This is a genomic window from Enterobacter sp. 940_PEND, from assembly GCF_001059415.1.
Taxonomy (GTDB): domain Bacteria; phylum Pseudomonadota; class Gammaproteobacteria; order Enterobacterales; family Enterobacteriaceae; genus Enterobacter; species Enterobacter cloacae_M.
Genome location: NZ_JUMS01000021.1, coordinates 14590 through 36681, shown reverse-complemented (window position 1 = coordinate 36681; position 22092 = coordinate 14590). Strand labels below are relative to the sequence as shown.

Sequence of the window (22092 nt, the reverse complement as noted above, 5' to 3'; positions counted from 1 at the left end):
TCCTTACAACTCGTCCTGACATGCGGTCTCACCTTTATACGTACATGGAGAACATGGTCACTCCAGACCGTCAACATTTAACCATTCACTTTCGTTAAGCACTTTCTGATGGGGTCCGTTTAGGATGCGTCTGAATGGTGCGGACTCCATGTGGAGACAGAAAGTGCTTTACCAAAGGAGCATCTTTGTATGAATACCAACGAAGTTAGCGTCATCAACCTTGACCAGCTTGTGTCTATGAGTAGCTACGATTTCTTGACCAAGGTCATCAACCCGGCTCGTGTGGAGGCTGGGGAGAAGCCTGTCCGTAACAACGACTTTGTGTCCCGTATTGAAGATGAGCTGGACGGTCAAAATGTAGCCTACGAAATTTTCGTAAGCTTCGGGCAGGACGTTAAAAGCTATACCCTCAACACTGACCAGCTTCTACTGGTCGGGATGCGTGAGTCTAAAGCTGTGCGTCGTAAGGTCCTAGCCTATATTCGCCAGAAGGAGCAAGAGGTCCTCGAACTTCAGGCCCAGCAACTTCAGGTCGCACAGACCAAAGCTATCTGCTATGCGCCCGGTGCTATCGTCCTCGACTCCAAGCTGGACTCCAAGTCAGGCGCCACGCCTACCGAGGTTATTAAAGCTCTGGACCTTAAGTTGACCAGCTCTAAGATGCTGACAGCTAGCGTCCTGACTGGATATCTGAAGACCCTGTGTCGTCCTAACCCATTCTACACCAAGCGTGTTACTGAGTTTGGCACTACGGATATAGACCTATCGACCGGACGTCCACGAGCCATCTTCAATAAGAAAGGTGAGACCAACGGCTACTATCGTCTACAGCCACAGCCTAACGACAAAGAGCCTACCATCAAGATTCTACGCAAGGGTTATGACTGGCTGAAGGATAACTGGAAGGATATCGCTCATGACATGCGCACATCCAATATCAAGGTTGTCCGTCGTCTGGTGGATTCTCACCTGAATGGTAAGGCTACAAAGTCCCAGAAAGCAGCAGCGGGCAAGGGGTCTGACTATGGGTTCTAAGCGACTCACTGATGAACTGATTATGGAGTCAATAGCGACAACCATATGTTTCATTGAGAGACACGGCCCTGAGCATCCTGCGGACCCTATCTTACTGACTTCTCTGCTTCGGCATATACACGAAGAGATGGCACTGAGAGTCGACGAGCGACTGCCTCTAGAGATACCAGAGGGTCTACCTAACTTCCAAGCTCCTATCACCAGTGAATTTGACGTGGATGATTGGTCTAACGAGGACTTCTAACAATGACAACTAAACAACATATCGACCCACGGACACCCATCGGAAAGGCTACTCTCCGTTACCGTGGTCTGCCTACCCGTCACCTCCTGTCAATGCTGGGGATGGGCGTAGAGGACCCTGAGCGTCCTTTCTATAGTCGAGACGAGCTGATAGCTATGCTGGTGGACCGTGATTTAGACAATCAGTTACGCCGAGCCTTTGCTAAGCAGTCCTGACCATACCAAACCTAATTTAAAACCTTTTGAGATGACCGATGCGGGGAGACGCCGCAGGACTAAACACGCCTGTGGTCGACCGATAGTCTCAACTCTCAAGAGGAGTATTCATTATGTTGTTCAATAACCAAGACTGGAAACTGTCAGTCACCGACATCAATCTCTACGAGAATACTGTGAGTCTGGACGGTCAGTCCTACCCACTGTCCTTCGCTATTAAGACCCTGATTCCGGGCTACCTGTCAGGACTGCCTGCCACCAGCCGCGAGTCCATGGAGTTACTGGAAGCTCTGGCTGAAGCTGGCGTGACCATTGGAAACTTCTTCAGTAATGACCTGATGACCGCCTACCAACGTCGCCAGCAGAACAAGCGAGCCGAGGCTGAGCGTATCGCTAAAGAGCAGCGCATTCAGGCTGAGCGTATGCGTGAAGAGAACATGACCGATGCAGAGTGGCAGAAAGAGCTACAGCGCCGCGAACAGGTCAAAGCTGAGCGCCGGACCTATGGTGAGAACCTCCGCAGTGCTACCCATTCCGCTGGTCGCTCCCGTGCCGCTATTGTCGCTGACATTGAGTCAGGCGGTAACTGGATGGACAGCCTCTAAGACACAGACACACAAGTGGTCCTGACCCGATGTCGGGACCCACAGTATCCAAACTAATTTAGGAGATTGATTATTATGACTATGACTAAAGACGCTTTCCAGTTCGGCATTGAGCCTGTTCGTATCACCGACACCGACAACATTCAGGTCAATGAAGGTCTGCCGACTAACGCTGACCCGCAGGTCTATGCCCTCCAGTTAGCTAAGACGGTTAAGGCTATGCTGAACGGTGTACTTAAAGACGCTCAAGAGAACATCCCGTTCCCTGTAGAAGTCCTGCCTACCCGCAATAGCCTGCCTACCCCAATCATCGCCCACACTCTGTCTGACCGCTCTGTGGTCGTCCCTGTACGCGGTGGTGAGCGACCTGAAGTCGTGACCGTTCCGTCTGGTCAGGAGATTGTCGTCGAACCTATCGAACAGGCAATCCTCATCTCGGAGCAAACTAAACTGTGGGACGCCAAGTCCTCCACTGGTTTCACTCATGGCACACTCCAGCAGGACGCTATGAACATCTGTGAGAATGTGGTCCGTACCATCAACGCTCGCATGGTTGACGTTCTGGAGTCCTCCAAGCTGCTGAAGACCGTAGAGCTGCCAGTCCTGACTGGAAGCCTGACCACTAAGGCAGACGCTATCATGGACGCTCTGTTTGAGAACACCGAGTCCTCTTTCGGCTCTGAAGTGTCTGATTACGGCATCATCGCCCATGAGTCCCAACTGAAAGCGCTGTCCCGTCTGGCTGCTAAACAGGGCTTCTCTGGTGAAGACGCTATCGTGGATATGCTGGGGACAGACATCGCCTATTACAACGGTGAGGACAAAGGTGTGTTCATGCTGGCTAAACGCTTCACGGCCCTGAGCTTCGGCTGCTTCCGTCACGACGGTGAGAATATTACGGTCGTCCTTTCACGTGATGGCGACTCTCAGTCCCACGACTTGGAAATCCTCGGTAAAGTGTTCGTTGTCGCTGAAGCTGCTACGACCATCAAGATGGGCACTGGCTCAGCTACTGCCGTCCTGCCTGTAGTCAAACGCCTGAAGTTCACCAAGACCGAAGCGTAAGACCAATGGGTAAGAGCATTAGTAAAGGCTTCAGGTCCATCGCCAAGGGCCTGACAGGTGGTGGTGGGACTCAAGGTGGGGCTTCGGTCCCGCCTCCTGTAGCTCCTCCTGTAGCTCCTCCAGATGACGCTCAGCAAGCTGTAGTCGATACCCAAGGTCAGGAGACCGAGGGAGGTAAGACCATGAGCAGGGGTAAGTCTGGACTGAATATCAGCAGGACTTCAGGTGGTGGCCTGTCACTGTGATTAACTAACTACGGTCTGGACTAATGGTCTGGGCCTTATTACTGGTATGGTAGTATACAGGCGAAGGAGGACCCAATGTCTATGACTTCCGCAGACCTAAGGTCCCTCCTGACTCTGGTCTATAAACTCGTGTTCCTCTCTGTGGGCCTCTATATGGTCCTCTCCGGTCGACTCGGTGTAAATGTATTCGACACTCTGTCTAAGGCTGTGGGTGGGCTTCTGGGGGCTTAGGTTTGGACTCACAGTGGGACCGATGGTTTCTGACAGAAAAATGTGAATGACCATCTAATACATTAAGCCAGCAGACTTCCCCCCATAGCCCGCCTCAAGTCCAGACCGAGGCCACCGGGGGTCCTGACCAGCCGTCTAGACATCCCGTCTAATGACACAAGTCTGGCACAAAGAATGACACAAGGTCTTGACTCAATGCAGGACCTCAGGCCTACTAAGGGTCCGCTTCAAGTCCTTGAAGTTCCAGATGAACTTAATCGGCACGTCCAGCTTATTTTTCCCACGCACGCCGTCGCGAAGGGCGGTCATCTCCGGTCCGCGGGCGATGGCGTCCGTCCAGCTGAAGCAGGAGATTTGCGTTTTGACCGGATTATCCGGTATCGGCATACGTTCGATGGTAATGGTGTATGTCGACTCACGCGCGCCGCTGTTGCCGCCGCTAATCCCCACGTTTCCAGTCAGAATAGGCAGCATGGCGATGGCGCGCGACGTCAGCTCGCCGTTCGCCTGGCGCTGTGGTCCCCAGCCCTGGCAGATATAGGCCGGTTTCGCGGAGCCGATTTCCCGGGCCAGCTTGATGATACGATCCGCCGGAATGCCGGTGATGCGTGAGGCCCACTCCGGCGTTTTCGCCGTGCGGTCATCGCCCTGGCCGAGAATGTACGCTTTGTAGTGGCCGTTAGCGGGCGCGCCTTCCGGCAGCGTTTTTTCGTCGTAGCCAACGCAGTATTTGTCGAGAAAAGGTTGGTCGACCAGGTTTTCGTCGATCAAAACCCAGGCAATACCCGCCACCAGTGCGGCATCGGTACCCGGACGGATCGGGATCCATTCATCTTTGCGTCCGGCTGCCGTATCGGTATAGCGCGGGTCGATAACGATCATTCGCGCGTTTGAGCGCTCGCGGGCCTGCTCCAGATAATAGGTAATCCCGCCGCCGCTCATGCGCGTTTCCGCCGGATTATTGCCGAACATCACCACCAGTTTGCTGTTTTCAATATCCGAGGTGCTGTTCCCGTCGTTGCTGCCGTAGGTGTAGGGCATGGCGCAGGCGATTTGCGCCGTGCTGTAGGTGCCATAGTGGCTCAGGAAACCGCCGTAGCAGTTCATCAGGCGCGCCACCAGCGAAGCGTAAGGGGAGGAGCGGGTGATATTGCCGCCGACAATCCCGGAGGAGTAGTTAATATACACCGCTTCGTTGCCGTATTTGCTGACCACGTTTTTAAGGCTGGCGGTGATGGCGTCCAGCGCTTCATCCCATGTGATGCGCTCGAACTTGCCTTCACCGCGTTTGCCCACGCGTTTCATCGGGTAGTTGAGACGGTCAGGGTGATTGATCCGACGGCGAATAGAACGCCCGCGCAGGCAGGCGCGCACCTGATGGTTACCGTAAATATCTTCACCTGTGTTATCCGTTTCGACCCAGTACACTTCGTCGTCGCGGACGTGCAGACGCAGCGCGCAGCGGCTGCCGCAGTTGACCGAGCAGGCGCCCCACACCACTTTATCTTCAACAGGCTGGACGGCGTTCTTCACCGCCGCGGCGGCGCTTTTTAAACCAAAAGGAAGCGAGATCCCACCGGCGGCCAGCGCCAGAGACCCTATTGCCGTAGATTTCACGAGAGTTCGACGGCTAATCCCGCCATGATGTTCAGTATCGGACATGGCTCACCCCATCATTATAATTACGTATTATTTTTCCCGAAATGATAACCGGGCTAATGATGGGGTGAGTGTTACTGATTTGGGGGTATTAAATCTTAATCCTTATCAAATCAAAGGGGATTGAGGGTAAATTACTGCGCTTCAGCAGCCCCGTTGCCTGAACGGGTGTACAAAATTTTAAAGGTGTCGTTGGCGCAGTGGCCTACCACCTGCGTGCCCGCCTGGTCGGCCTGATCGTTCGGCACAATGCTCAGCGTAAAACCTGATTCAGGCACACCGTTGTTGATAATTTTCTGCTGAATGTCGCTTTTCACGCGCTCGCAGGAATCCGGTGCCGCCAGCGCGGCCGTTGAGGCACTCATTAACAGCAAGGCGGTAATCCAGGGTAACCGTTTCATCTGTAGCTCCTTTTCTCTGTATGAACGTTAAGCATAGCAGGATAAAGGTAACCTTTTGTTTTTGTGCGCATCTTTCTGAATAGTCCTGGAAGTGACTCGACGCCCTGGTAGTAATCAAAACACAAAAGTAAGCTTATCCTTTACCCTGATTGATAATTGTATTGAATAACGGAGTAATGGCACGTCGATAACGGTGACGAAGTTTTGCTGCTAAAGGTCTTTCCTGCATCAGTGCATCCCATATTTGTTTCTTTTTGGCATCCAGCACGGCATCTCCTTTAGATTCATTAATGGTTGACGCATTAGCATCTTCAGAAAGACGAACTGGATAAGGCACTAACGAATGAATTTTAGCCAAAGAGAGATCTTCGAATAAGCTCCATTTATCAGAAACCATCCACACAGGATAAAGGTTTGTAAGGAGCCTGTCGGCAGCTTTTTGATTAATAATATAGGCATGTGCTGTTGTGGCCTGGTGCGTCTTGTGTAGATTATATGAGCCGCATATATTTTTAATTGACTTTTTGTAATATTTATTGACCCGACTAAGGAGTATAATCTCGGGCTTAGTCTTGCTAAGTGTAATATTATTTAATATTTCGCGAAGATCGCTACTAAGTACAACATCATCTTCAAGAATCAGCGCTGCTTCTATATTTTCGTTTATTATTTTTTTATATATTTTTTGATGACTTAGCGCGCAACCCACTTCACCCGGAAGGAAAGCATAATTTACCTCACGTGTAACATTTTTACGTTCAGCTTCCGTCATTTCCCGACCATCAACTGCTTCAACAAACTCGTGTGCAATATTCAACTTTAACAGTTGAGACTCCATTTTGGCACGGCGTTCGCACGAGTGTTTAAGATTGATTATAAAAGTTATCATCCTTTGAACGTACCTTAAAGACTGAATAGTTGGACCAATTTTATGCATTTTACCAGTATTGGGGGCTGTTCAACATCAGTAAGTGCATATCAGGTGGGATAAAAAAAATTTTTTAGCCACAGTGAACGCGAGGGCATGAATTGCCAAAATGCTATCCATCGCTACCATTCTATTTGATACTATGAGAGCAACAATCCTTTCATTCTATTGGTAAATGATGTGAAGAAATACGCAGCGATAACGCTACTGGCAGCAACAATGGTGGGGTGCGACAACAGCTCCGCGCCGCTGTCGTTTACGCCCGAAATGGCGAGTTTCTCGAACGAATTTGATTTTGATCCGCTGCGCGGCCCGGTGAAAGACTTTACCCAGACGCTGTTCAACGAGAAGGGCGAAGTGTCCAAACGGGTCACCGGCACCGTGTCTACGGAAGGGTGTTTCGATACCCTGGAGCTGCACGACCTGGAGGCCAATACCGGCGTGGCGCTGGTGCTGGATGCCAATTACTACCTTGATGCAGAAACCCAGCAGCGCAAAGTGAAGCTGCAGGGGAAATGCCAGCTGGCCGAACTGCCGTCAGCCGGGATAACGTGGGATACCGACGACAACGGTTTTGTGGTGGCGGCGCACGGCAAAGAGATGGAAGTGAAGTATCGCTACGATGCGGACGGCTACCCGCTGGGCAAAACCACCGTCTCCGGGGATCAGCATCTGTCCGTCCAGTCGACGCCGTCTAAAGACGTTCGCAAAAGAATGGATTACTCGGCGGTGAGCATGTTGAATGATAAGCCGCTGGGCAACGTGAAGCAGAGCTGCGATTACGATCGACACAATAATCCGGTGAGCTGCGACCTGACGATCACGGACGATAGCGTCAAACCTGCCGTTGAGCGCAAATACACCATCAAAAACACGATTGAATACTACTGAGAATAAAACCGCGCAGGTTACTGCGCGGTCGGTTTCAGCAGGCTGGCGCCTGACGGCTTGTGTCCGGCCAGGTGCTGATGCTGGAAGATGCACATGCGAATGGTATTGCGGTATTCGCCGTTGATAAAGAACTCGTGAATCAGCTCGCCTTCCACCATAAAGCCCAGCTTGCGGTAGATATGGATCGCTTTCTCGTTCTCTTTATCCACAATCAGGTAAAGCTTGTAGAGATTCAGAACGTTGAATCCATAATCCATCGCCAGCTTCGCTGCCCGTGAGGCAAGGCCTTTTCCCTGATGTTCAGGGGAGATGATGATCTGAAACTCCGCCCGACGGTGAACATGGTTGATTTCAACCAGCTCCACAAGTCCGGCTTTTTCGCCTTCACACTCCACCACAAAACGACGTTCACTCTGATCGTGAATGTGCTTATCGTAGAGATCGGACAGCTCAACAAAAGCCTCGTACGGCTCCTCGAACCAGTAGCGCATTACGCTGGCGTTATTGTCGAGCTGGTGGACGAAGCGCAGGTCTTCACGCTCCAGCGGACGAAGCTTAACGTCGCAGGGCGCCGACATTACGGGGCTACCGTGCGGCCAGTGCGGCGATCCAGGCAGCGCAGGGTGTTTGGCTCCCAGTAGGCGTTGACGTTTGCACTTTGCTGGCACTTATCGCGCGCGTCAAAAGCGACATCTTCTTTATCCCACTCTTTCTCAGCACGTTTGTTGACCTTGTGGCGAAGGCTGCGGGTGTCATTCCATTGTTCTTTGTCCATAGCGGCGTTCTGGCGGCTTTGCGCGCTGTCACCAGACTCAATTATGAGCTTGCTGGTTTCCGCTGTCGCAGAGGCGGCAAAGGCGAACGATGACAGCGCCAGCAGGGCTGTCAGACAAAGGCGTTTGCTTAATGTGGTCATAGCGTTTCCTTTTAAACGGGTGCAGATAATCAAGTTATCCCGAACAGATTCTACACCAAAGCGAAAAGACGGCATACCCGCGGAGCAGGTATGGAAAAGTAAAGGATATCATCAGGTATGATGTCTAAATAAATCATCACCTGACGTGAAATATGCTCAAAACGACGCTGCTTTTTTTTGCCACCGCGCTATGCGAAATCATCGGCTGCTTCTTGCCCTGGCTCTGGCTGAAGAAGGGGGGATCCGTATTGCTGCTCATCCCGGCAAGCGTCGCGCTGGCCCTGTTTGTCTGGCTGTTAACGCTGCATCCTGCCGCGAGCGGCCGCGTCTACGCCGCTTACGGCGGCGTCTATGTCTGTACCGCGCTGCTGTGGCTACGCGTGGTGGACGGCGTCAGGCTCAGCGCGTACGACTGGGCCGGCGCGCTGGTTGCCCTGTGCGGAATGCTGATTATTGTGGCGGGATGGGGACGGGCCTGATCCCCCGGTTTTGTGATCGTTAGCCGATTTTATGATCATTATACTTGTATGGTAGTCTGGTTAGTGGGTAAGTTTCCAGCATCACAACGAATGATGTAAGGAAAGGAATTATGAAGATTGTCGCGGCTGACGTGTTTGTTACCTGCCCGGGGCGGAACTTTGTCACCCTTAAAATCACCACCGACGAGGGGATTGCCGGCCTCGGTGACGCTACGCTGAACGGGCGTGAACTCTCCGTTGCTTCCTACCTGAAAGACCACCTCTGCCCGCAGCTGATTGGCCGCGATGCGCACCGCATCGAAGACGTCTGGCAGTTCTTCTATAAAGGCGCCTACTGGCGTCGCGGTCCGGTCACCATGTCGGCCATCTCCGCCGTGGACATGGCGCTGTGGGACATCAAAGCCAAAGCGGCCAACATGCCGCTCTACCAGCTGCTGGGCGGCGCATCCCGCGAAGGCGTGATGGTTTACTGCCACACCACCGGTCACACCATTGACGACGTGCTGGAAGATTACGCCCGCCATAAAGAGATGGGCTTCAAGGCAATCCGCGTGCAGTGCGGCGTGCCGGGCATGAAAACCACCTACGGCATGGCCAAAGGAAAGGGGCTGGCCTACGAGCCTGCGACCAAAGGCGACTGGCCGGAAGAGCAGCTGTGGTCGACCGAAAAATACCTCGATTTCACACCGAAGCTGTTCGACGCGGTGCGCAGTAAATTCGGCTTCAATGAACATCTTCTGCATGACATGCACCACCGCCTGACGCCAATCGAAGCGGCGCGCTTCGGCAAGAACATTGAAGAATTCCGCATGTTCTGGATGGAAGATCCAACGCCTGCGGAAAACCAGGCCTGCTTCCGCCTCATTCGCCAGCACACCGTCACGCCAATTGCCGTGGGCGAAGTGTTTAACAGCATCTGGGACTGCAAGCAGCTCATCGAAGAGCAGCTCATCGACTATATCCGCACCACCATTACCCACGCGGGCGGGATCACCGGGATGCGTCGCATCGCGGACTTCGCCTCGCTCTACCAGGTGCGAACCGGCTCGCACGGTCCGTCGGATCTCTCGCCTGTATGCCACGCCGCCGCGCTGCATTTCGACCTGTGGGTGCCAAACTTTGGCGTCCAGGAATATATGGGCTATTCCGAACAGATGCTGGAAGTCTTCCCGCACAGCTGGCGCTTTGATAACGGATACATGCATCCGGGCGACAAGCCGGGGCTGGGCATCGAGTTTGATGAAAAACTGGCGGCGAAATACCCCTACGATCCGGCCTATCTGCCGGTGGCCCGTCTTGAAGACGGCACGCTGTGGAACTGGTAAACGAGGAGCGAACGATGAAAAGCGTAGTGATTCAACAGCCGAACGAACTGGTGATTGAAGAGCGGCCACTTCCGCAGCCAGGCCCGGGTGAAGTTCGCGTCAAAATCACGCTGGCGGGGATCTGCGGTTCGGACAGCCACATCTATCGCGGCCATAACCCGTTTGCGAAGTATCCACGCACGATCGGGCACGAGTTTTTTGGCGTGATTGACGCCGTGGGCGAGGGCGTAGACAGCGCCCGTCTGGGCCAGCGCGTCTCGGTCGATCCGGTGATCAGCTGCGGACACTGCTATCCGTGTTCCGTCGGAAAACCGAACGTCTGCACCTCGCTGGTCGTGCTGGGCGTACATCGCGACGGGGGCTTCAGCGAATACGCGGCGGTACCCGCTAAAAATGCCTGGCCTATCCCCGGTGACATTCCGGATAGACACGCCGTCATGGTTGAGCCCTTCACCATCGCCGCCAACGTGACGGGACAGGCCTGCCCCACCGGGCAGGACGTCGCGCTGGTTTACGGCGCAGGGCCGATGGGGCTGGTCACCGTGCAGGCGCTGAAGGGCGTCTATAAGGTGAAGCAGGTTATCGTGGTTGACCGCATCGACGAACGCCTGAAAATGGCCCAGCGCAGCGGCGCGGACTGGGTCTTAAATAACAGCGAACAGTCGCTGCAGGCCGCGCTGGACGAAAAAGGCATCAAGCCGACGTTAATCATTGATGCCGCCTGTCACCCGGCGATTTTGCAGGAAGCGATAACCCTGGCCTCTCCGGCGGCGCGTATCATATTGATGGGATTCTCCAGCGAGCCGAGCCAGATAGTCCAGCAGGGCATCACCGGTAAAGAGCTGGCGATCTTCTCTTCGCGCCTGAATGCCAACAAATTCCCGGTCGTCATCGACTGGCTGCAAAAAGGGCTGATCGACCCGGACAAACTGATCACCCATACCTTTGACTATCACCATGTAACAGACGCCATTGAGCTGTTTGAGAAAGACCAGCGGCAGTGCTGCAAAGTCTTGCTCACGTTCGGGCAATAATCATTTACGCGGTTAAGAGCCTGCGCAGACAGGCTCTATGTGGTACGCATCTTACCCTTCAGAGATAGCCATTATGACGCAAGCACAACCTCAAAGAACCACCTCCGATCTGGTGAAAGCCGCCGTTTCCGGCTGGCTGGGCACCGCCCTGGAGTTTATGGACTTTCAGCTTTACTCGCTGGGGGCTGCCCTGGTCTTTCACGAGATCTTCTTCCCGGAACAGTCAGCCGCGATGGCGCTGATCCTCGCGATGGGGACATACGGCGCAGGCTACATAGCACGCATTGTCGGCGCCTTTATCTTCGGCAGAATGGGCGACAGCATTGGCCGTAAGAAGGTGCTGTTTATCACCATCACCATGATGGGGATCTGCACCACGCTGATTGGCGTCCTGCCGACCTACGCGCAGATCGGGATTTTTGCTCCCGTTCTGCTGGTGACGCTGCGCATTATTCAGGGGCTAGGGGCCGGGGCGGAGATTTCCGGGGCCGGGACCATGCTGGCGGAGTACGCGCCGAAAGGCAAACGCGGCATCATCTCCTCGCTGGTGGCGATGGGCACAAACTGCGGGACGCTGAGCGCAACGGCGATCTGGGCGGTAATGTTCTTTGCCCTCGACCGTGAAGAGCTGATTGCCTGGGGCTGGCGCGTGCCGTTCCTCGCCAGCGTCGTGGTGATGATTTTCGCCATCTGGCTGCGAATGAACCTGAAAGAGAGCCCGGTGTTTGAGAAAGTGAACGACGCGCAAAGCGTGCAGCCGGACACTTCGCTGGGTTCAATGGTGAAAAGTAAATCCTTCTGGCTGGCGACCGGCCTGCGTTTTGGCCAGGCGGGCAACTCGGGTCTGATCCAGACGTTCCTGGCGGGGTATCTGGTCCAGACGCTGCTGTTCGATAAAGCCATCCCTACCGACGCGCTGATGATAAGCTCCATTCTCGGGTTTATCTCCATTCCGCTGCTGGGCTGGCTTTCCGATAAAGTAGGGCGCCGTCTGCCGTACATTATCCTCAATATCTCCGCCATTCTTCTCGCGTATCCGATGCTGTCGATCATCGTTGATAATAGCTATGCGCCGGGGACAATCATGCTCTCGATCATCGTTATCCATAACTTCGCCGTGCTGGGGCTGTTTGCGCTGGAAAATATCACCATGGCGGAGATGTTTGGCTCGCGAAATCGCTTTACCCGTATGGCTATCTCGAAAGAGGCGGGCGGTCTGGTGGCGGTGGGCTTTGGTCCGGTGCTGGCGGGGATCTTCTGCAATATGACCGGCTCCTGGTGGCCGATTGTCGCCATGCTGGTGGCCTATTCCGCGATTGGGCTGGTCTCGGCGATCCTGATGCCGGAAGTGCGCGACCGTGATTTGAGCGCGGCGCACGACGCAGCGGAGTCCGCACCAGAAGAGAGTGTGGGTTACGGCGCGGTCTCCTCGCGGCGCTAGTGGTTCATAACTTGCGTGACATGTCACACAACTTTAGCTTTATGTCACACCACATGAGCAAAAGTTAATATAAATCAAAATCTCAAACGGCAGTATCAGTATGGTTGATGGCAGTTACTTTTTTACCCCAACTGCCATTCTAGTTGGTGTAGTCAGCAGGCGCTGCCGCTTCTGAAGGCGCGGCAGCGGTCCACGGCTTTCTAATTAACGAGTCTTAATCATGGAAAACACCTTATTACAGGCCAACGCGACGCTGCCTCAGTACGATCGCGACAGCCTTCAACCACGCATTGTTCATCTGGGTTTTGGCGCCTTTCACCGGGCGCACCAGGCGGTATACGCCGACATCCTCGCCGCTGAGTACGGCAGCGACTGGGGCTACTGTGAGGTTAACCTGATTGGCGGCGAGCAGCAGATTGCCGATCTGAACGCGCAGGATAACCTGTACACCGTGGCGGAGATGTCTGCTGACGCATGGACATCCCGCGTGGTTGGCGTGGTTAAAAAAGCGCTGCATGCACAGGTCGACGGGCTGGAGTGCGTGCTGGCGGCGATGTGCGAACCGCAGGTGGCAATTGTCTCGCTGACCATCACCGAGAAAGGGTACTGCCACTCACCGGCGACCGGACAACTGATGCTCGATCACCCGTTTATCGTCGCCGACCTGCAAAACCCGCACCAGCCGAAATCCGCGCCGGGCGTGGTGGTGGAAGCGCTGACGCGTCGCAAAGCGGCGGGTCTGCCCGCGTTTAGCGTGATGTCCTGCGACAACATGCCGGAGAACGGCCACGTGATGCGCAATGTGACCTGCGCTTACGCCCGAGCGGTAGACGGCGAGCTGGCGGACTGGATCGAGGCTAACGTCACCTTCCCGTCAACCATGGTGGATCGCATCGTGCCGGCGGTCACTCCCGATACGCTGGATAAAATTGAGCAGCTGACCGGCGTGCGTGACCCGGCGGCGGTCGCCTGTGAACCGTTCCGCCAGTGGGTGATCGAGGATAACTTTGTGGCAGGACGTCCAGAGTGGGAAAAAGCCGGTGCCGAGCTGGTGTCAGACGTGATCCCGTTTGAAGAGATGAAGCTGCGCATGCTCAACGGCAGCCACTCCTTCCTGGCGTACCTGGGCTATCTGGCCGGTTACCCGCATATCAACGACTGTATGGAAGATGAGAACTACCGCCTCGCCGCGCATACGCTGATGCTTAACGAGCAGGCGCCCACGCTGAAAGTGAAGGGTGTTGATTTAGGTCGCTATGCCGATCTCCTGATTGCCCGCTACAGCAACCCGGCCCTGCGCCATCGGACATGGCAAATCGCGATGGACGGCAGCCAGAAGCTCCCGCAGCGTATGCTGGACTCCGTGCGCTGGCACCTGGTGCATCAGAAGCCTTTCCCACTGCTGGCGCTGGGCGTGGCAGGGTGGATGCGTTATGTCGGCGGTGTTGACGAGCAGGGTAATGCCATCGACGTGAGCGACCCGCAGCTGGCGGTGATTCAGGCGGCGGTGAAAGGTAGTGCCGAAGGGGAAAACCGGGTTAACGCGCTGCTCGGCATTGAGTCCATTTTTGGGAAAGAGTTGCCGCGAGAAAAAGCCTTCACAGACGCCGTGATGAGCGCATATCTGACGCTGCTGCAGAAGGGGGCAAAGAACACGGTTGCGGAGTGCGTGTCACATCTGTAATTCAACACATGCCGCCGTTCGCGGCGGCATGTTGGCGCACAATTTAGTGCATACCCAGACGAATCAGTTCAATCGGTTCGAACTTACCTTCGCATCCTTCCACTTCAACCGTTTTGCTGCGGCGCACCTGCGCGGCATCCAGCCCGTCGCTGTGGATTGCTTTAATCACGCCGGTTTTGCCCGTGCCGCTAATCATGACGCGGCTGCCGGTGGTGATTGCATTGCGGTTACGGTCGTATGTCATCATGGTATTTTCTCCTCTCTAACCTGTTCGTTACGGCGCTATTTCGGGTTATGCCGTTCACGGGGCATATAAATACGCCTGTCCGCGCTTCATGTTTTTGTTTTTGATCAAAATCACACTTTTTTCTTTATTTCGTCTGGCGCTGACGGTTCAGGACGGTAATTTACAAAGTGGACCATTATTTTCATTAATTGATAGTTTCGGCAGGGAAGCGTTGAGGGTTGGTTTATATTCCCGATGTCATCCTGTGTGCAGGAAATAACCCTTCATCGGAATAAGGAGTCAGGCTTATGTATAAGAGCATTTTGATGCCTGTAGACGTGTTTGAAATGGATTTGAGCGACAAAGCGGTTCGCCACGCGGCAAACCTTGCGAAGGCAGAGGGCGCGTCGATTACCCTGGTCAACATTCTGCCTGCCAGCAGCCGGTCTCTGCTGCGCGGGTTCAACGCCGATATTAAAAAGTTTGAAGAGTATATGACCGCAGAATCCGGTAAGAAAATGAACGAGTTAAAAAGACTGTTCGATATCGCCCCAGAGAATATTCATAGCATGGTGCGTTTTGGCAACGTCCGGGATGAAATTATCAGGCTGAGCAAGGAGGGGGAATATGATGCGATTGTGATCGGGTCGAAAAACCCGAGCATCTCCACGCATCTGCTGGGTTCAAATGCGGAATCTATTCTGCGCTACGCCACGATCCCGGTGTTAGTCGTTCGCTAATCACGCCGCCGCACCCGAAAGGGGCGGCGAATATTACTCTTCGCTAAACCACTCGCTATTTTCCTGACGAATAAGCTGCACGGATTCGCTAATTTCCTGCAGATGCAGCGTCATCGCTTTTTCCACACCGTCCGGGTCGCGTTTTTCCAGCGCGCTGAAAATATCATGATGCTGTCGGAGCAGCATTTCCGGCGGGGAGACGTGATCGAGGCTCATATAGCGCACGCGGTCAATGGTGGCCTTGATGTTCTCGATGGTGTCCCAGGCCAGCTGACAATCCGCGATCTGCGCCAGCTTCTGGTGGAATTCATCATCAAGCTGGAAGAAATCATTGAGCTGCTTACGGTCAATCGCAATACGCTGCTGGTGAAGGTTCTGCTCAAGCTGGTAACACTGGTTGTCGTTGATAAGCGTTGCGGCGCGGCGCGCCACCGCGCATTCAATGGCCTGGCGAACGAAACAGCCGTTGCGTACCTGAGAGAGTGAAATTTTGTTCACGTAGCTGCCGCGCTGCGGGCGGATCTGAATCAGTCCGTTTTCAGCAAGCTTAATAAACGCTTCACGTACCGGCTGACGGGAAACATCAAAACGCACGGAGACCTCTTTTTCAGAAAGCGGCGTTCCCGGTGGGATCAGGCAATGGACAATATCACGTCGCAAAATGCGATAGATTTGCTGGTTAACGGGCTGGGTGGGATTGAGTTGCGATTCAGCGGCCATGAGTTGTCATTTCTCAGAGAGTTAGCCTGAACATACTACCATTCTTTTATAACCCGAAACAGACCCGGCCCGCAGGCCGGGAAGGGCGGATTTAGCCACGATGGACGCTAAGTCCTGCAAAACTCTGGCTGACTGGCATCATTTCCACGGTATTGATGTTGACGTGTTTTGGCAGCGTCGCCACCCACCAGACCGTTTCGGTCACATCTTCCGGCGTCAGCGCGTTAGCATTTTCGTAGGTTTTGCCCGCTTTCGCGTCATCGCCTTTGAAACGCACGTTGGAAAACTCGGTGCCGCCCACCAGACCCGGCTCGATATCGGTGACGCGAATGGCGGTGCCGTGCAGGTCGGTACGCAGGTTAAGGCTGAACTGGCGCACAAACGCTTTCGTCGCGCCATAGACGTTGCCGCCTGCGTAAGGCCAGCTTCCGGCGGTGGAGCCAATGTTGATAATGTGGCCGCGGTTGCGCTCGACCATGCCCGGCAGCACCGCACGGGTCATATAGACCAGCCCTTTGTTGTTGGTATCGATCATGTTTTCCCAGTCTTCAACGCTGGCTTTGTGGGCTGGCTCCATGCCCAGCGCCAGACCGGCATTGTTGACCAGCACGTCGATGGCGCGCCACTCGGCGGGCAGGTTGGCAATCATCTCTTCAATGGCCGCGCGGTTACGCACGTCCAGCTGCGCGGTCAGGATGCTGTCGCCTAATTCGTCCTTCAGCTCCTGCAGGCGCTCCTGACGACGGCCCGTGGCAATAACCTTGTGCCCGTTGGCGACGAAGCGACGCGTGATGCTTTCACCAAAACCTGCCGTTGCCCCGGTAACTAAAATAATCATCTCACTGTTCCTCAACGCTTTTTGTGTTGTACTAACATAGCACGGCCGCAGAGGGTGCGTTAAGGCAACATTTGTATGACGGCGTTGCAGGGGATGGCGGCCTGGCCTACTCTGGGAGGATACCCGTACTCAGGAGCGAAAGATGACGGCCACGAATCCCTTTTTTGACATCAGCCTGCTGCCCTATCAGGCCCCCCATTTTGATGAAATCACCGACGATCACTATCGCCCGGCCTTCGATGAAGCGCTTCGCCAGAAGCGGGCGGACGTAGACGCTATTGTGTCCCAAACTGCTGCGCCGGACTTCACCAACACCGTGCTGGCGCTGGAGAAAAGCGGTGCCATGCTCTCGCGCGTCAGCAGCGTGTTCTTCGCCATGACCTCCGCGAATACCAATACGTACCTGCAGGAGCTTGAGGAACAGTTCTCCACCGAGCTTGCCGCGTTGGCGAACGACATCTGGCTGAATGACGTGCTTTTCGCCCGCGTGGAGAGCGTCTGGCAGGATCGTGCCGCGCTGGACGCCGAATCCCGCCGGCTGGCCGAGGAGACGTATCAGCGGTTTATTCTGGCCGGCGCGCGTCTCAATGAAACGGAAAAAGCCGAGCTGAAGGCGCTGAATACCGAGGCGGCGACCCTGACCAGCCAGTTCAATCAGCGTCTGCTGGCTGCCGATAAGACGGGCGGGCTGGTGGTGGATTACGCGCACCAGCTTGATGGGCTCAGCGCCAGCGAGATTGCCGACGCGGCGCAGGCTGCCGCGGAGCGAGGGCTAAACGATCGCTGGCTGATCCCGCTTCTGAACACGACCCAGCAGCCCGCGCTTTCCGCGCTGCGCAATCGTCAGACCCGCGAAAACCTGTTCAACGCTGGCTGGACGCGCACCCAGAAAGGGGATGAAAACGACACTCGCGATCTGATCCTCCGCCTTACGGCGCTGCGTGCGCGGCAGGCTCGCCTGCTGGGCTTTGAGGATTACGCCAGCTGGAGCATCGCCGACCAGATGGCGAAAACTTCGGACGCCGCGCTGACCTTTATGCGCGGCATTGTGCCTGCCGCCCGTGCCCGTGCTGAGCGCGAGCAGGCCGATATTCAGAAAGTGATTGATGACGAACAGGGCGGTTTCACCGTGCAGGCCTGGGACTGGGCCTTTTATGCCGAGCGCGTACGTCAGGCAAAATATGCCCTCGATGAATCGCAAATCAAACCCTATTTTGCGCTCAATACCGTTTTGCACGACGGCGTATTCTGGGCCGCAAGCCAGCTGTTTGGCATCCGCTTTGTGGAGCGCTTCGATATCCCGTTGTATCACCCGGACGTCCGCGTCTGGGAAATTTTCGACCACACCGGTGAGGGCATGGCGCTGTTTTACGGCGACTTCTTTGCCCGCGATTCCAAGCAGGGCGGGGCCTGGATGGGGAATTTCGTCGAGCAATCCTTCGAGCTAGCTGCCCGTCCGGTGATCTACAACGTCTGTAACTACCAAAAACCGGCTAACGGCGGCGTTGCGCTTCTCTCCTGGGATGACGTGATCACCCTGTTCCACGAGTTTGGCCATACGCTGCACGGTCTGTTTGCCAGCCAGCGTTTCGCCACGCTCTCCGGGACCAATACGCCGCGCGATTTCGTTGAATTCCCGTCGCAGATCAACGAACACTGGGCCAGCCATCCGCAGGTGTTTACCCACTACGCCCGCCATTACGAAACCGGTGAACCGATGCCGGAGGCGCTGCGTGAAAGCATGCTCAACGCGACCCATTTCAACAAGGGTTATGACATGACGGAGCTGCTGGCTGCCGCGCTGCTGGACATGAACTGGCACGGGATTACCGAAGCCGTTTCGAGCGTTGACGAGTTTGAAGCGGCAGCACTGCAAAAAGAGGGGCTGGATCTGCCCGCCGTTCCGCCGCGCTATCGCAGCAGCTATTTTGCCCATATTTTCGGCGGCGGCTACGCGGCGGGATATTACGCCTACCTGTGGACGCAAATGCTGGCGGACGACGGCTATCAGTGGTTTGTTGAACAGGGCGGCCTGACTCGTGAAAACGGGCAAAAATTCCGCGAGGCGATTTTGTCCCGTGGTAACAGCACGGATCTGGCTGAACTTTATCGGCAGTGGCGCGGGCACGATCCGAAGATTGAACCGATGCTGGAAAATCGCGGGTTGAGCGAATAGAGCCAGCCTCGTCTGAAAAAAGAACCGGGCTTTACGCCCGGTTTTTTTATAGGCTCCAACGTGCTTGTAACGTCTTCTGCAAAAAAAGTTTTAATATGCGTTCTTTATAAATAAAACAGGTGAGATTAAAACTTACTTCGAACAGTATATTTAATTTATCGAGTTTAGGTAGTAAAAGAGTTAATGATTAATAATTTGATCTGGGTTAGAGAAATCAAATATTTTTTAACCTCATATTTTTAGCTATAAATTTTTGTTATTTTGTGCCGATAAATGAAAGTGGCATACAAATCGACGCAGTAGCAGTTAAGAAGGCGAAAGATGACCCTACCTCTGAACAATCCGGGCTTCACCGACACCGAGCCTTCTAAAGGCCTGATAAATAAAACCTTTACCTATATTGTAACGTTGTTGATAAGTATTTTTATTGCGGCAATAATTTCCCTGCTAATAATAAAAGATAATGTGAATGAAATCAGCGACACGCACGATGAATTTTTGTTAAGGAAAGCCCTCGATACCCGCCAGGAAAGCATGCGAAGTCATTTGAAAGACAATGCCGAGTGGGGAGATGCCTACAAACATCTTCATCTGAACACTGACGTTCACTGGGCATGGGATAAGCAGAACCTGGGCAAATCCCTGTATGACAACTTTGGCTACGAAGGGGTGTTTGTTCTCTCGCCGGAAGGGAGCACGCGATACAGCGTCGTTGACGGGAAGCTGAAGCTTCAGGAGCTGGAGCGCTGGTTAGACAAATCAACCAAAGACCGTTTACTCCATGAGTTGAGTATAAAAAAGGGAGTGCCGGTTTCTGTGCTAGCGCTTATCGATTCCGTGCCGGCGATTGTTTCTGCGGAATGGATAACGACGGGCGATGATACGAGCGTGCAAACCATGCCCGGAAAACCGTCGACAATGGTGTTTATAGACAAGTTAACGGCTAAAAAACTCCTCACGATTGGGCAGGATGCCGGTATCCAGAACGTTCGTACTTCTCCCGCTACAGCCACTTCTCAAATAAATAATCAGACAGAATTTACCGTAAGCACCCGGAATGGGGATGTGAAAATTATCTGGGACGGTGAAAATCCCGGCCAGGCGTTAATAATTTATTTTTTGCCATTGCTCATTCTTTCAGTCGTTCTGACGGTATTGATGACGGTGATATTAATGCGCCATATTATGCACAAGGCGAGAATGCTTGACGAAAATACGTTTCTCCTCGAGCAGGCGCGGTTGAATCTTATTACGAGTGAAAAACGATTTCGGGACGTCAGTGAAACAACCAGCGACTGGTTCTGGGAAACAGATTTATCGTTAAGGATAACGTGGCTTTCGGGTCGTTTTTCTACAATAACGGGATATGAAAATAGCAAATGGATAGGCCGCAGGTTGGATGAACTCTTTCCGTCGACAAGCGGATTATCACATGACTGCGCCAGGCAGCGGGACTTAACCGAACGCTTTGAATTTAAAAACTGTCCTTATACTCACGCGCAACAATCCACCTCATATTGCACGCTTCTGGCAAAATTTTCTGCTCAGCCTGATGGAACGGTGGTGTTGCGAGGCGCGGCAACCGACGTTTCTCAGGAAGTTGAAGCAACAAAACGCGTGGAGTTCCTGTCACGCCATGATGAATTAACCGGTCTGCCGAACCGGTATCATATTAAGGAATTTCTGGCTGGCAAGTTAGCGAAAGAAGACCTTAACCACTATCCCTTTGCCATGATTTGCCTTGATTTAGACAAGTTTAAACCCGTCAATGATATTTTCGGGCACTCCACCGGCGATGCCCTGCTTGGCGAGGTCGCTTCACGTCTTAAAAATTGCGTTCGTCGAGGTGATTTTGTCGCACGGCAGGGAGGGGATGAATTTATGCTTCTCCTCGGCAACACCAGCCAGCAAGACCAGATTGAGGAGGTGTGTCGTCGCATCGTGCAAGAGCTTAACCGTCCTTTCGCCATTGAGGGCAATGATGTGGCGATAGGCGTAAGCATGGGCATTGCGCTGGCTCCCCGGGATAGCAGCAGCGCAAACGATCTTCTCCGCTACGCGGATATTGCGCTGTATCAGGCGAAACAATCCGGCAGAAACCGATGGGTCTATTACCGCCCGGATATGTCGGAAAAGTTGACCGAACGCAGGAAACTGGAATTAGAACTCAAGACCGCGATTCGCGAAGAACAGCTCTACCTGGTTTACCAGCCGCGTTATAACCTCAGGTATTCTACTATTGATGCCGTCGAAGCGCTGGTGCGCTGGCAGCACCCGGCTCGGGGGACCATAATGCCCGATCAGTTTATTCCGCTGGCAGAAGAAACCGGGCTGATTATTAGCCTGAGCAACTGGGTCATACGCAAAGCCAGTACGGAGACGAAAGACAAATTGCCGGGATTATCGGTCTCCGTCAATATTTCTGCTATCGAATTCCAGGCAAGCGATCTTGCCGAAAGGATAAAAGAGATCCTTCACGAAACGGGGCTTGAACCCAACCGGCTGGAAATTGAAGTGACTGAAAATGTTACGCTTTCCGACCCGGAAAAAACCTTGCAGACCATGAAGTCCCTCAAAAAAATGGGCGTCCGCATTCTGATTGACGATTTCGGTACCGGCTATGCCTCACTGAGCTATCTGCGGAAGTTTCAGTTTGACGGGCTTAAGCTCGACAAGAGCTTTATTTTTACCCTGGGGGACTCGCCGCAGAACCAGTCAGTCGTGGAGAAAATTATCGACCTGGGGAAAGCCTATTCCATGGCGGTAACCGCAGAAGGGGTGGAGACCGCCGAACAGCTGTCTTTTCTGAAAAAAAATAAATGTGATGAAGTTCAGGGCTACCTACTTGGAAAACCGGCCGCCATTACGGACTTAAATTTAAACGCCAACAGAGTAAATCTCTAAATCGCGCTTTCACTCAGGGCTGCGTAAATGAAAAACCGGGCTTCGCGCCCGGTTTTTGTTATCCGCTATCCGTTCGTATTCACGAGCGTA

19 protein-coding genes and 1 pseudogene are annotated in these 22092 nt (G+C 53.8%); 12 read left to right on the top strand and 8 right to left on the bottom strand.

Going from position 1 to position 22092, the window contains the following annotated elements; genetic code table 11:
• Nucleotides 1-189 precede the first annotated feature (189 nt).
• From ADJ24_RS04150 to ADJ24_RS04130, 3 genes are all read left to right on the top strand, one after another.
• The gene (locus ADJ24_RS04150) at nucleotides 190-1035 is read left to right on the top strand and encodes a hypothetical protein (RefSeq protein ID WP_001095297.1); all 846 of its coding nucleotides are present in this window, start codon (nucleotides 190-192) and stop codon (nucleotides 1033-1035) included.
• 572 nt (nucleotides 1036-1607) lie between these two features.
• Nucleotides 1608-2099: a hypothetical protein gene (locus tag ADJ24_RS04135; protein WP_023311542.1), complete on the top strand. Its 492-nt coding sequence runs from the start codon at nucleotides 1608-1610 to the stop codon at nucleotides 2097-2099.
• 75 nt (nucleotides 2100-2174) lie between these two features.
• Nucleotides 2175-3164 (top strand): hypothetical protein, encoded by a 990-nt coding sequence (locus ADJ24_RS04130; protein ID WP_023311543.1) that lies wholly within the window; start codon nucleotides 2175-2177, stop codon nucleotides 3162-3164.
• Nucleotides 3165-3877: 713 nt separating this feature from the next.
• On the opposite strand, the pseudogene ADJ24_RS04125 reads toward ADJ24_RS04130, so the two are convergent.
• The 3 genes and pseudogenes from ADJ24_RS04125 to ADJ24_RS04115 all read right to left on the bottom strand — a co-directional run.
• Nucleotides 3878-5302, bottom strand: a pseudogene (locus tag ADJ24_RS04125) (molybdopterin-dependent oxidoreductase); the annotation flags it as partial.
• Between the two features lie 131 nt (nucleotides 5303-5433).
• The gene (locus ADJ24_RS04120) at nucleotides 5434-5700 is read right to left on the bottom strand and encodes a DUF1161 domain-containing protein (RefSeq protein WP_023311546.1); all 267 of its coding nucleotides are present in this window, start codon (nucleotides 5698-5700) and stop codon (nucleotides 5434-5436) included.
• Nucleotides 5701-5833: 133 nt separating this feature from the next.
• Complete coding sequence (locus ADJ24_RS04115; RefSeq protein WP_023311547.1) at nucleotides 5834-6589, bottom strand: glycosyltransferase family 25 protein; 756 nt, start codon at nucleotides 6587-6589, stop codon at nucleotides 5834-5836.
• Between the two features lie 219 nt (nucleotides 6590-6808).
• Here ADJ24_RS04115 and ADJ24_RS04110 point away from each other — a divergent pair, with 219 nt between their 5' ends.
• A complete protein-coding gene (locus ADJ24_RS04110; RefSeq protein WP_032668251.1) occupies nucleotides 6809-7519 on the top strand; it encodes a YnfC family lipoprotein in 711 nt (236 codons plus the stop codon).
• 17 nt (nucleotides 7520-7536) lie between these two features.
• On the opposite strand, the gene speG is transcribed toward ADJ24_RS04110, so the two are convergent.
• Together speG and ADJ24_RS04100 are read right to left on the bottom strand one after the other, a co-directional pair.
• On the bottom strand, nucleotides 7537-8097 hold the full coding sequence (gene speG, locus ADJ24_RS04105) for a spermidine N1-acetyltransferase (RefSeq protein WP_023311549.1): 561 nt from the start codon (nucleotides 8095-8097) through the stop codon (nucleotides 7537-7539).
• On the bottom strand, nucleotides 8097-8435 hold the full coding sequence (locus tag ADJ24_RS04100; RefSeq protein WP_023311550.1) for a DUF1283 family protein: 339 nt from the start codon (nucleotides 8433-8435) through the stop codon (nucleotides 8097-8099). The genes speG and ADJ24_RS04100 overlap by 1 nt, the downstream gene beginning before the upstream one ends.
• Nucleotides 8436-8587: 152 nt before the next feature.
• On the opposite strand from ADJ24_RS04100, the gene ADJ24_RS04095 reads away from it, so the two are divergent.
• The 5 genes from ADJ24_RS04095 (at nucleotide 8588) to ADJ24_RS04075 (ending at nucleotide 14398) form a co-directional block, all read left to right on the top strand.
• Complete coding sequence (locus ADJ24_RS04095) at nucleotides 8588-8914, top strand: YnfA family protein (RefSeq protein WP_023311551.1); 327 nt, start codon at nucleotides 8588-8590, stop codon at nucleotides 8912-8914.
• Nucleotides 8915-9024: 110 nt separating this feature from the next.
• Nucleotides 9025-10239: a D-mannonate dehydratase ManD gene (gene manD / locus ADJ24_RS04090; RefSeq protein ID WP_023311552.1), complete on the top strand. Its 1215-nt coding sequence runs from the start codon at nucleotides 9025-9027 to the stop codon at nucleotides 10237-10239.
• Between the two features lie 14 nt (nucleotides 10240-10253).
• Nucleotides 10254-11273, top strand: coding sequence for a Zn-dependent oxidoreductase (locus tag ADJ24_RS04085; RefSeq protein ID WP_023311553.1), 1020 nt, complete (start codon nucleotides 10254-10256; stop codon nucleotides 11271-11273).
• 73 nt (nucleotides 11274-11346) lie between these two features.
• Complete coding sequence (locus tag ADJ24_RS04080) at nucleotides 11347-12714, top strand: MFS transporter (protein WP_023311554.1); 1368 nt, start codon at nucleotides 11347-11349, stop codon at nucleotides 12712-12714.
• Between the two features lie 220 nt (nucleotides 12715-12934).
• A complete protein-coding gene (locus ADJ24_RS04075) occupies nucleotides 12935-14398 on the top strand; it encodes a mannitol dehydrogenase family protein (protein WP_023311555.1) in 1464 nt (487 codons plus the stop codon).
• A gap of 43 nt (nucleotides 14399-14441) precedes the next feature.
• Here ADJ24_RS04075 and ydfZ read toward each other — a convergent pair whose 3' ends face one another.
• Nucleotides 14442-14645 carry a putative selenium delivery protein YdfZ gene (gene ydfZ, locus ADJ24_RS04070; RefSeq protein ID WP_014883679.1) on the bottom strand — a complete coding sequence of 68 codons (204 nt, stop codon included), beginning with the start codon at nucleotides 14643-14645 and terminating at the stop codon, nucleotides 14442-14444.
• 287 nt (nucleotides 14646-14932) lie between these two features.
• Between ydfZ and ADJ24_RS04065 the strand changes: the two genes are divergently transcribed.
• Nucleotides 14933-15364, top strand: a complete 432-nt coding sequence (locus ADJ24_RS04065; RefSeq protein WP_023311556.1) for a universal stress protein — start codon at nucleotides 14933-14935, stop codon at nucleotides 15362-15364.
• 33 nt (nucleotides 15365-15397) lie between these two features.
• Here ADJ24_RS04065 and ADJ24_RS04060 read toward each other — a convergent pair whose 3' ends face one another.
• Nucleotides 15398-16084: a GntR family transcriptional regulator gene (locus ADJ24_RS04060; protein WP_023311557.1), complete on the bottom strand. Its 687-nt coding sequence runs from the start codon at nucleotides 16082-16084 to the stop codon at nucleotides 15398-15400.
• A gap of 91 nt (nucleotides 16085-16175) precedes the next feature.
• Entirely contained in the window at nucleotides 16176-16922 is a 747-nt protein-coding gene (gene ydfG, locus ADJ24_RS04055; RefSeq protein ID WP_023311558.1) for a bifunctional NADP-dependent 3-hydroxy acid dehydrogenase/3-hydroxypropionate dehydrogenase YdfG, read from the bottom strand.
• A 142-nt stretch (nucleotides 16923-17064) separates the two neighbouring features.
• Here ydfG and dcp point away from each other — a divergent pair, with 142 nt between their 5' ends.
• Both dcp and ADJ24_RS04045 read left to right on the top strand, forming a co-directional pair.
• On the top strand, nucleotides 17065-19098 hold the full coding sequence (gene dcp, locus ADJ24_RS04050) for a peptidyl-dipeptidase Dcp (RefSeq protein WP_023311559.1): 2034 nt from the start codon (nucleotides 17065-17067) through the stop codon (nucleotides 19096-19098).
• Nucleotides 19099-19419: 321 nt separating this feature from the next.
• Nucleotides 19420-22002 carry a bifunctional diguanylate cyclase/phosphodiesterase gene (locus ADJ24_RS04045; RefSeq protein ID WP_023311560.1) on the top strand — a complete coding sequence of 861 codons (2583 nt, stop codon included), beginning with the start codon at nucleotides 19420-19422 and terminating at the stop codon, nucleotides 22000-22002.
• Nucleotides 22003-22092: the final 90 nt, after the last annotated feature.

Bases quoted from the DNA above. Each gene is read 5' to 3' on its own strand.
- ADJ24_RS04085 (WP_023311553.1), top strand. From the start codon at position 10,254: ATGAAAAGCGTAGTGATTCAACAGCCGAACGAACTGGTGATTGAAGAG.
- ADJ24_RS04075 (WP_023311555.1), top strand. From the start codon at position 12,935: ATGGAAAACACCTTATTACAGGCCAACGCGACGCTGCCTCAGTACGAT.
- ADJ24_RS04060 (WP_023311557.1), bottom strand. From the start codon at position 16,084: ATGGCCGCTGAATCGCAACTCAATCCCACCCAGCCCGTTAACCAGCAA.
- ADJ24_RS04150 (WP_001095297.1), top strand. From the start codon at position 190: ATGAATACCAACGAAGTTAGCGTCATCAACCTTGACCAGCTTGTGTCT.
- speG (WP_023311549.1), bottom strand. From the start codon at position 8,097: ATGTCGGCGCCCTGCGACGTTAAGCTTCGTCCGCTGGAGCGTGAAGAC.
- ADJ24_RS04120 (WP_023311546.1), bottom strand. From the start codon at position 5,700: ATGAAACGGTTACCCTGGATTACCGCCTTGCTGTTAATGAGTGCCTCA.
- ydfG (WP_023311558.1), bottom strand. From the start codon at position 16,922: ATGATTATTTTAGTTACCGGGGCAACGGCAGGTTTTGGTGAAAGCATC.
- ADJ24_RS04095 (WP_023311551.1), top strand. From the start codon at position 8,588: ATGCTCAAAACGACGCTGCTTTTTTTTGCCACCGCGCTATGCGAAATC.
- ADJ24_RS04080 (WP_023311554.1), top strand. From the start codon at position 11,347: ATGACGCAAGCACAACCTCAAAGAACCACCTCCGATCTGGTGAAAGCC.
- ADJ24_RS04065 (WP_023311556.1), top strand. From the start codon at position 14,933: ATGTATAAGAGCATTTTGATGCCTGTAGACGTGTTTGAAATGGATTTG.
- dcp (WP_023311559.1), top strand. From the start codon at position 17,065: ATGACGGCCACGAATCCCTTTTTTGACATCAGCCTGCTGCCCTATCAG.
- ADJ24_RS04045 (WP_023311560.1), top strand. From the start codon at position 19,420: ATGACCCTACCTCTGAACAATCCGGGCTTCACCGACACCGAGCCTTCT.
- ydfZ (WP_014883679.1), bottom strand. From the start codon at position 14,645: ATGATGACATACGACCGTAACCGCAATGCAATCACCACCGGCAGCCGC.
- ADJ24_RS04115 (WP_023311547.1), bottom strand. From the start codon at position 6,589: ATGATAACTTTTATAATCAATCTTAAACACTCGTGCGAACGCCGTGCC.
- ADJ24_RS04135 (WP_023311542.1), top strand. From the start codon at position 1,608: ATGTTGTTCAATAACCAAGACTGGAAACTGTCAGTCACCGACATCAAT.
- manD (WP_023311552.1), top strand. From the start codon at position 9,025: ATGAAGATTGTCGCGGCTGACGTGTTTGTTACCTGCCCGGGGCGGAAC.
- ADJ24_RS04130 (WP_023311543.1), top strand. From the start codon at position 2,175: ATGACTATGACTAAAGACGCTTTCCAGTTCGGCATTGAGCCTGTTCGT.
- ADJ24_RS04100 (WP_023311550.1), bottom strand. From the start codon at position 8,435: ATGACCACATTAAGCAAACGCCTTTGTCTGACAGCCCTGCTGGCGCTG.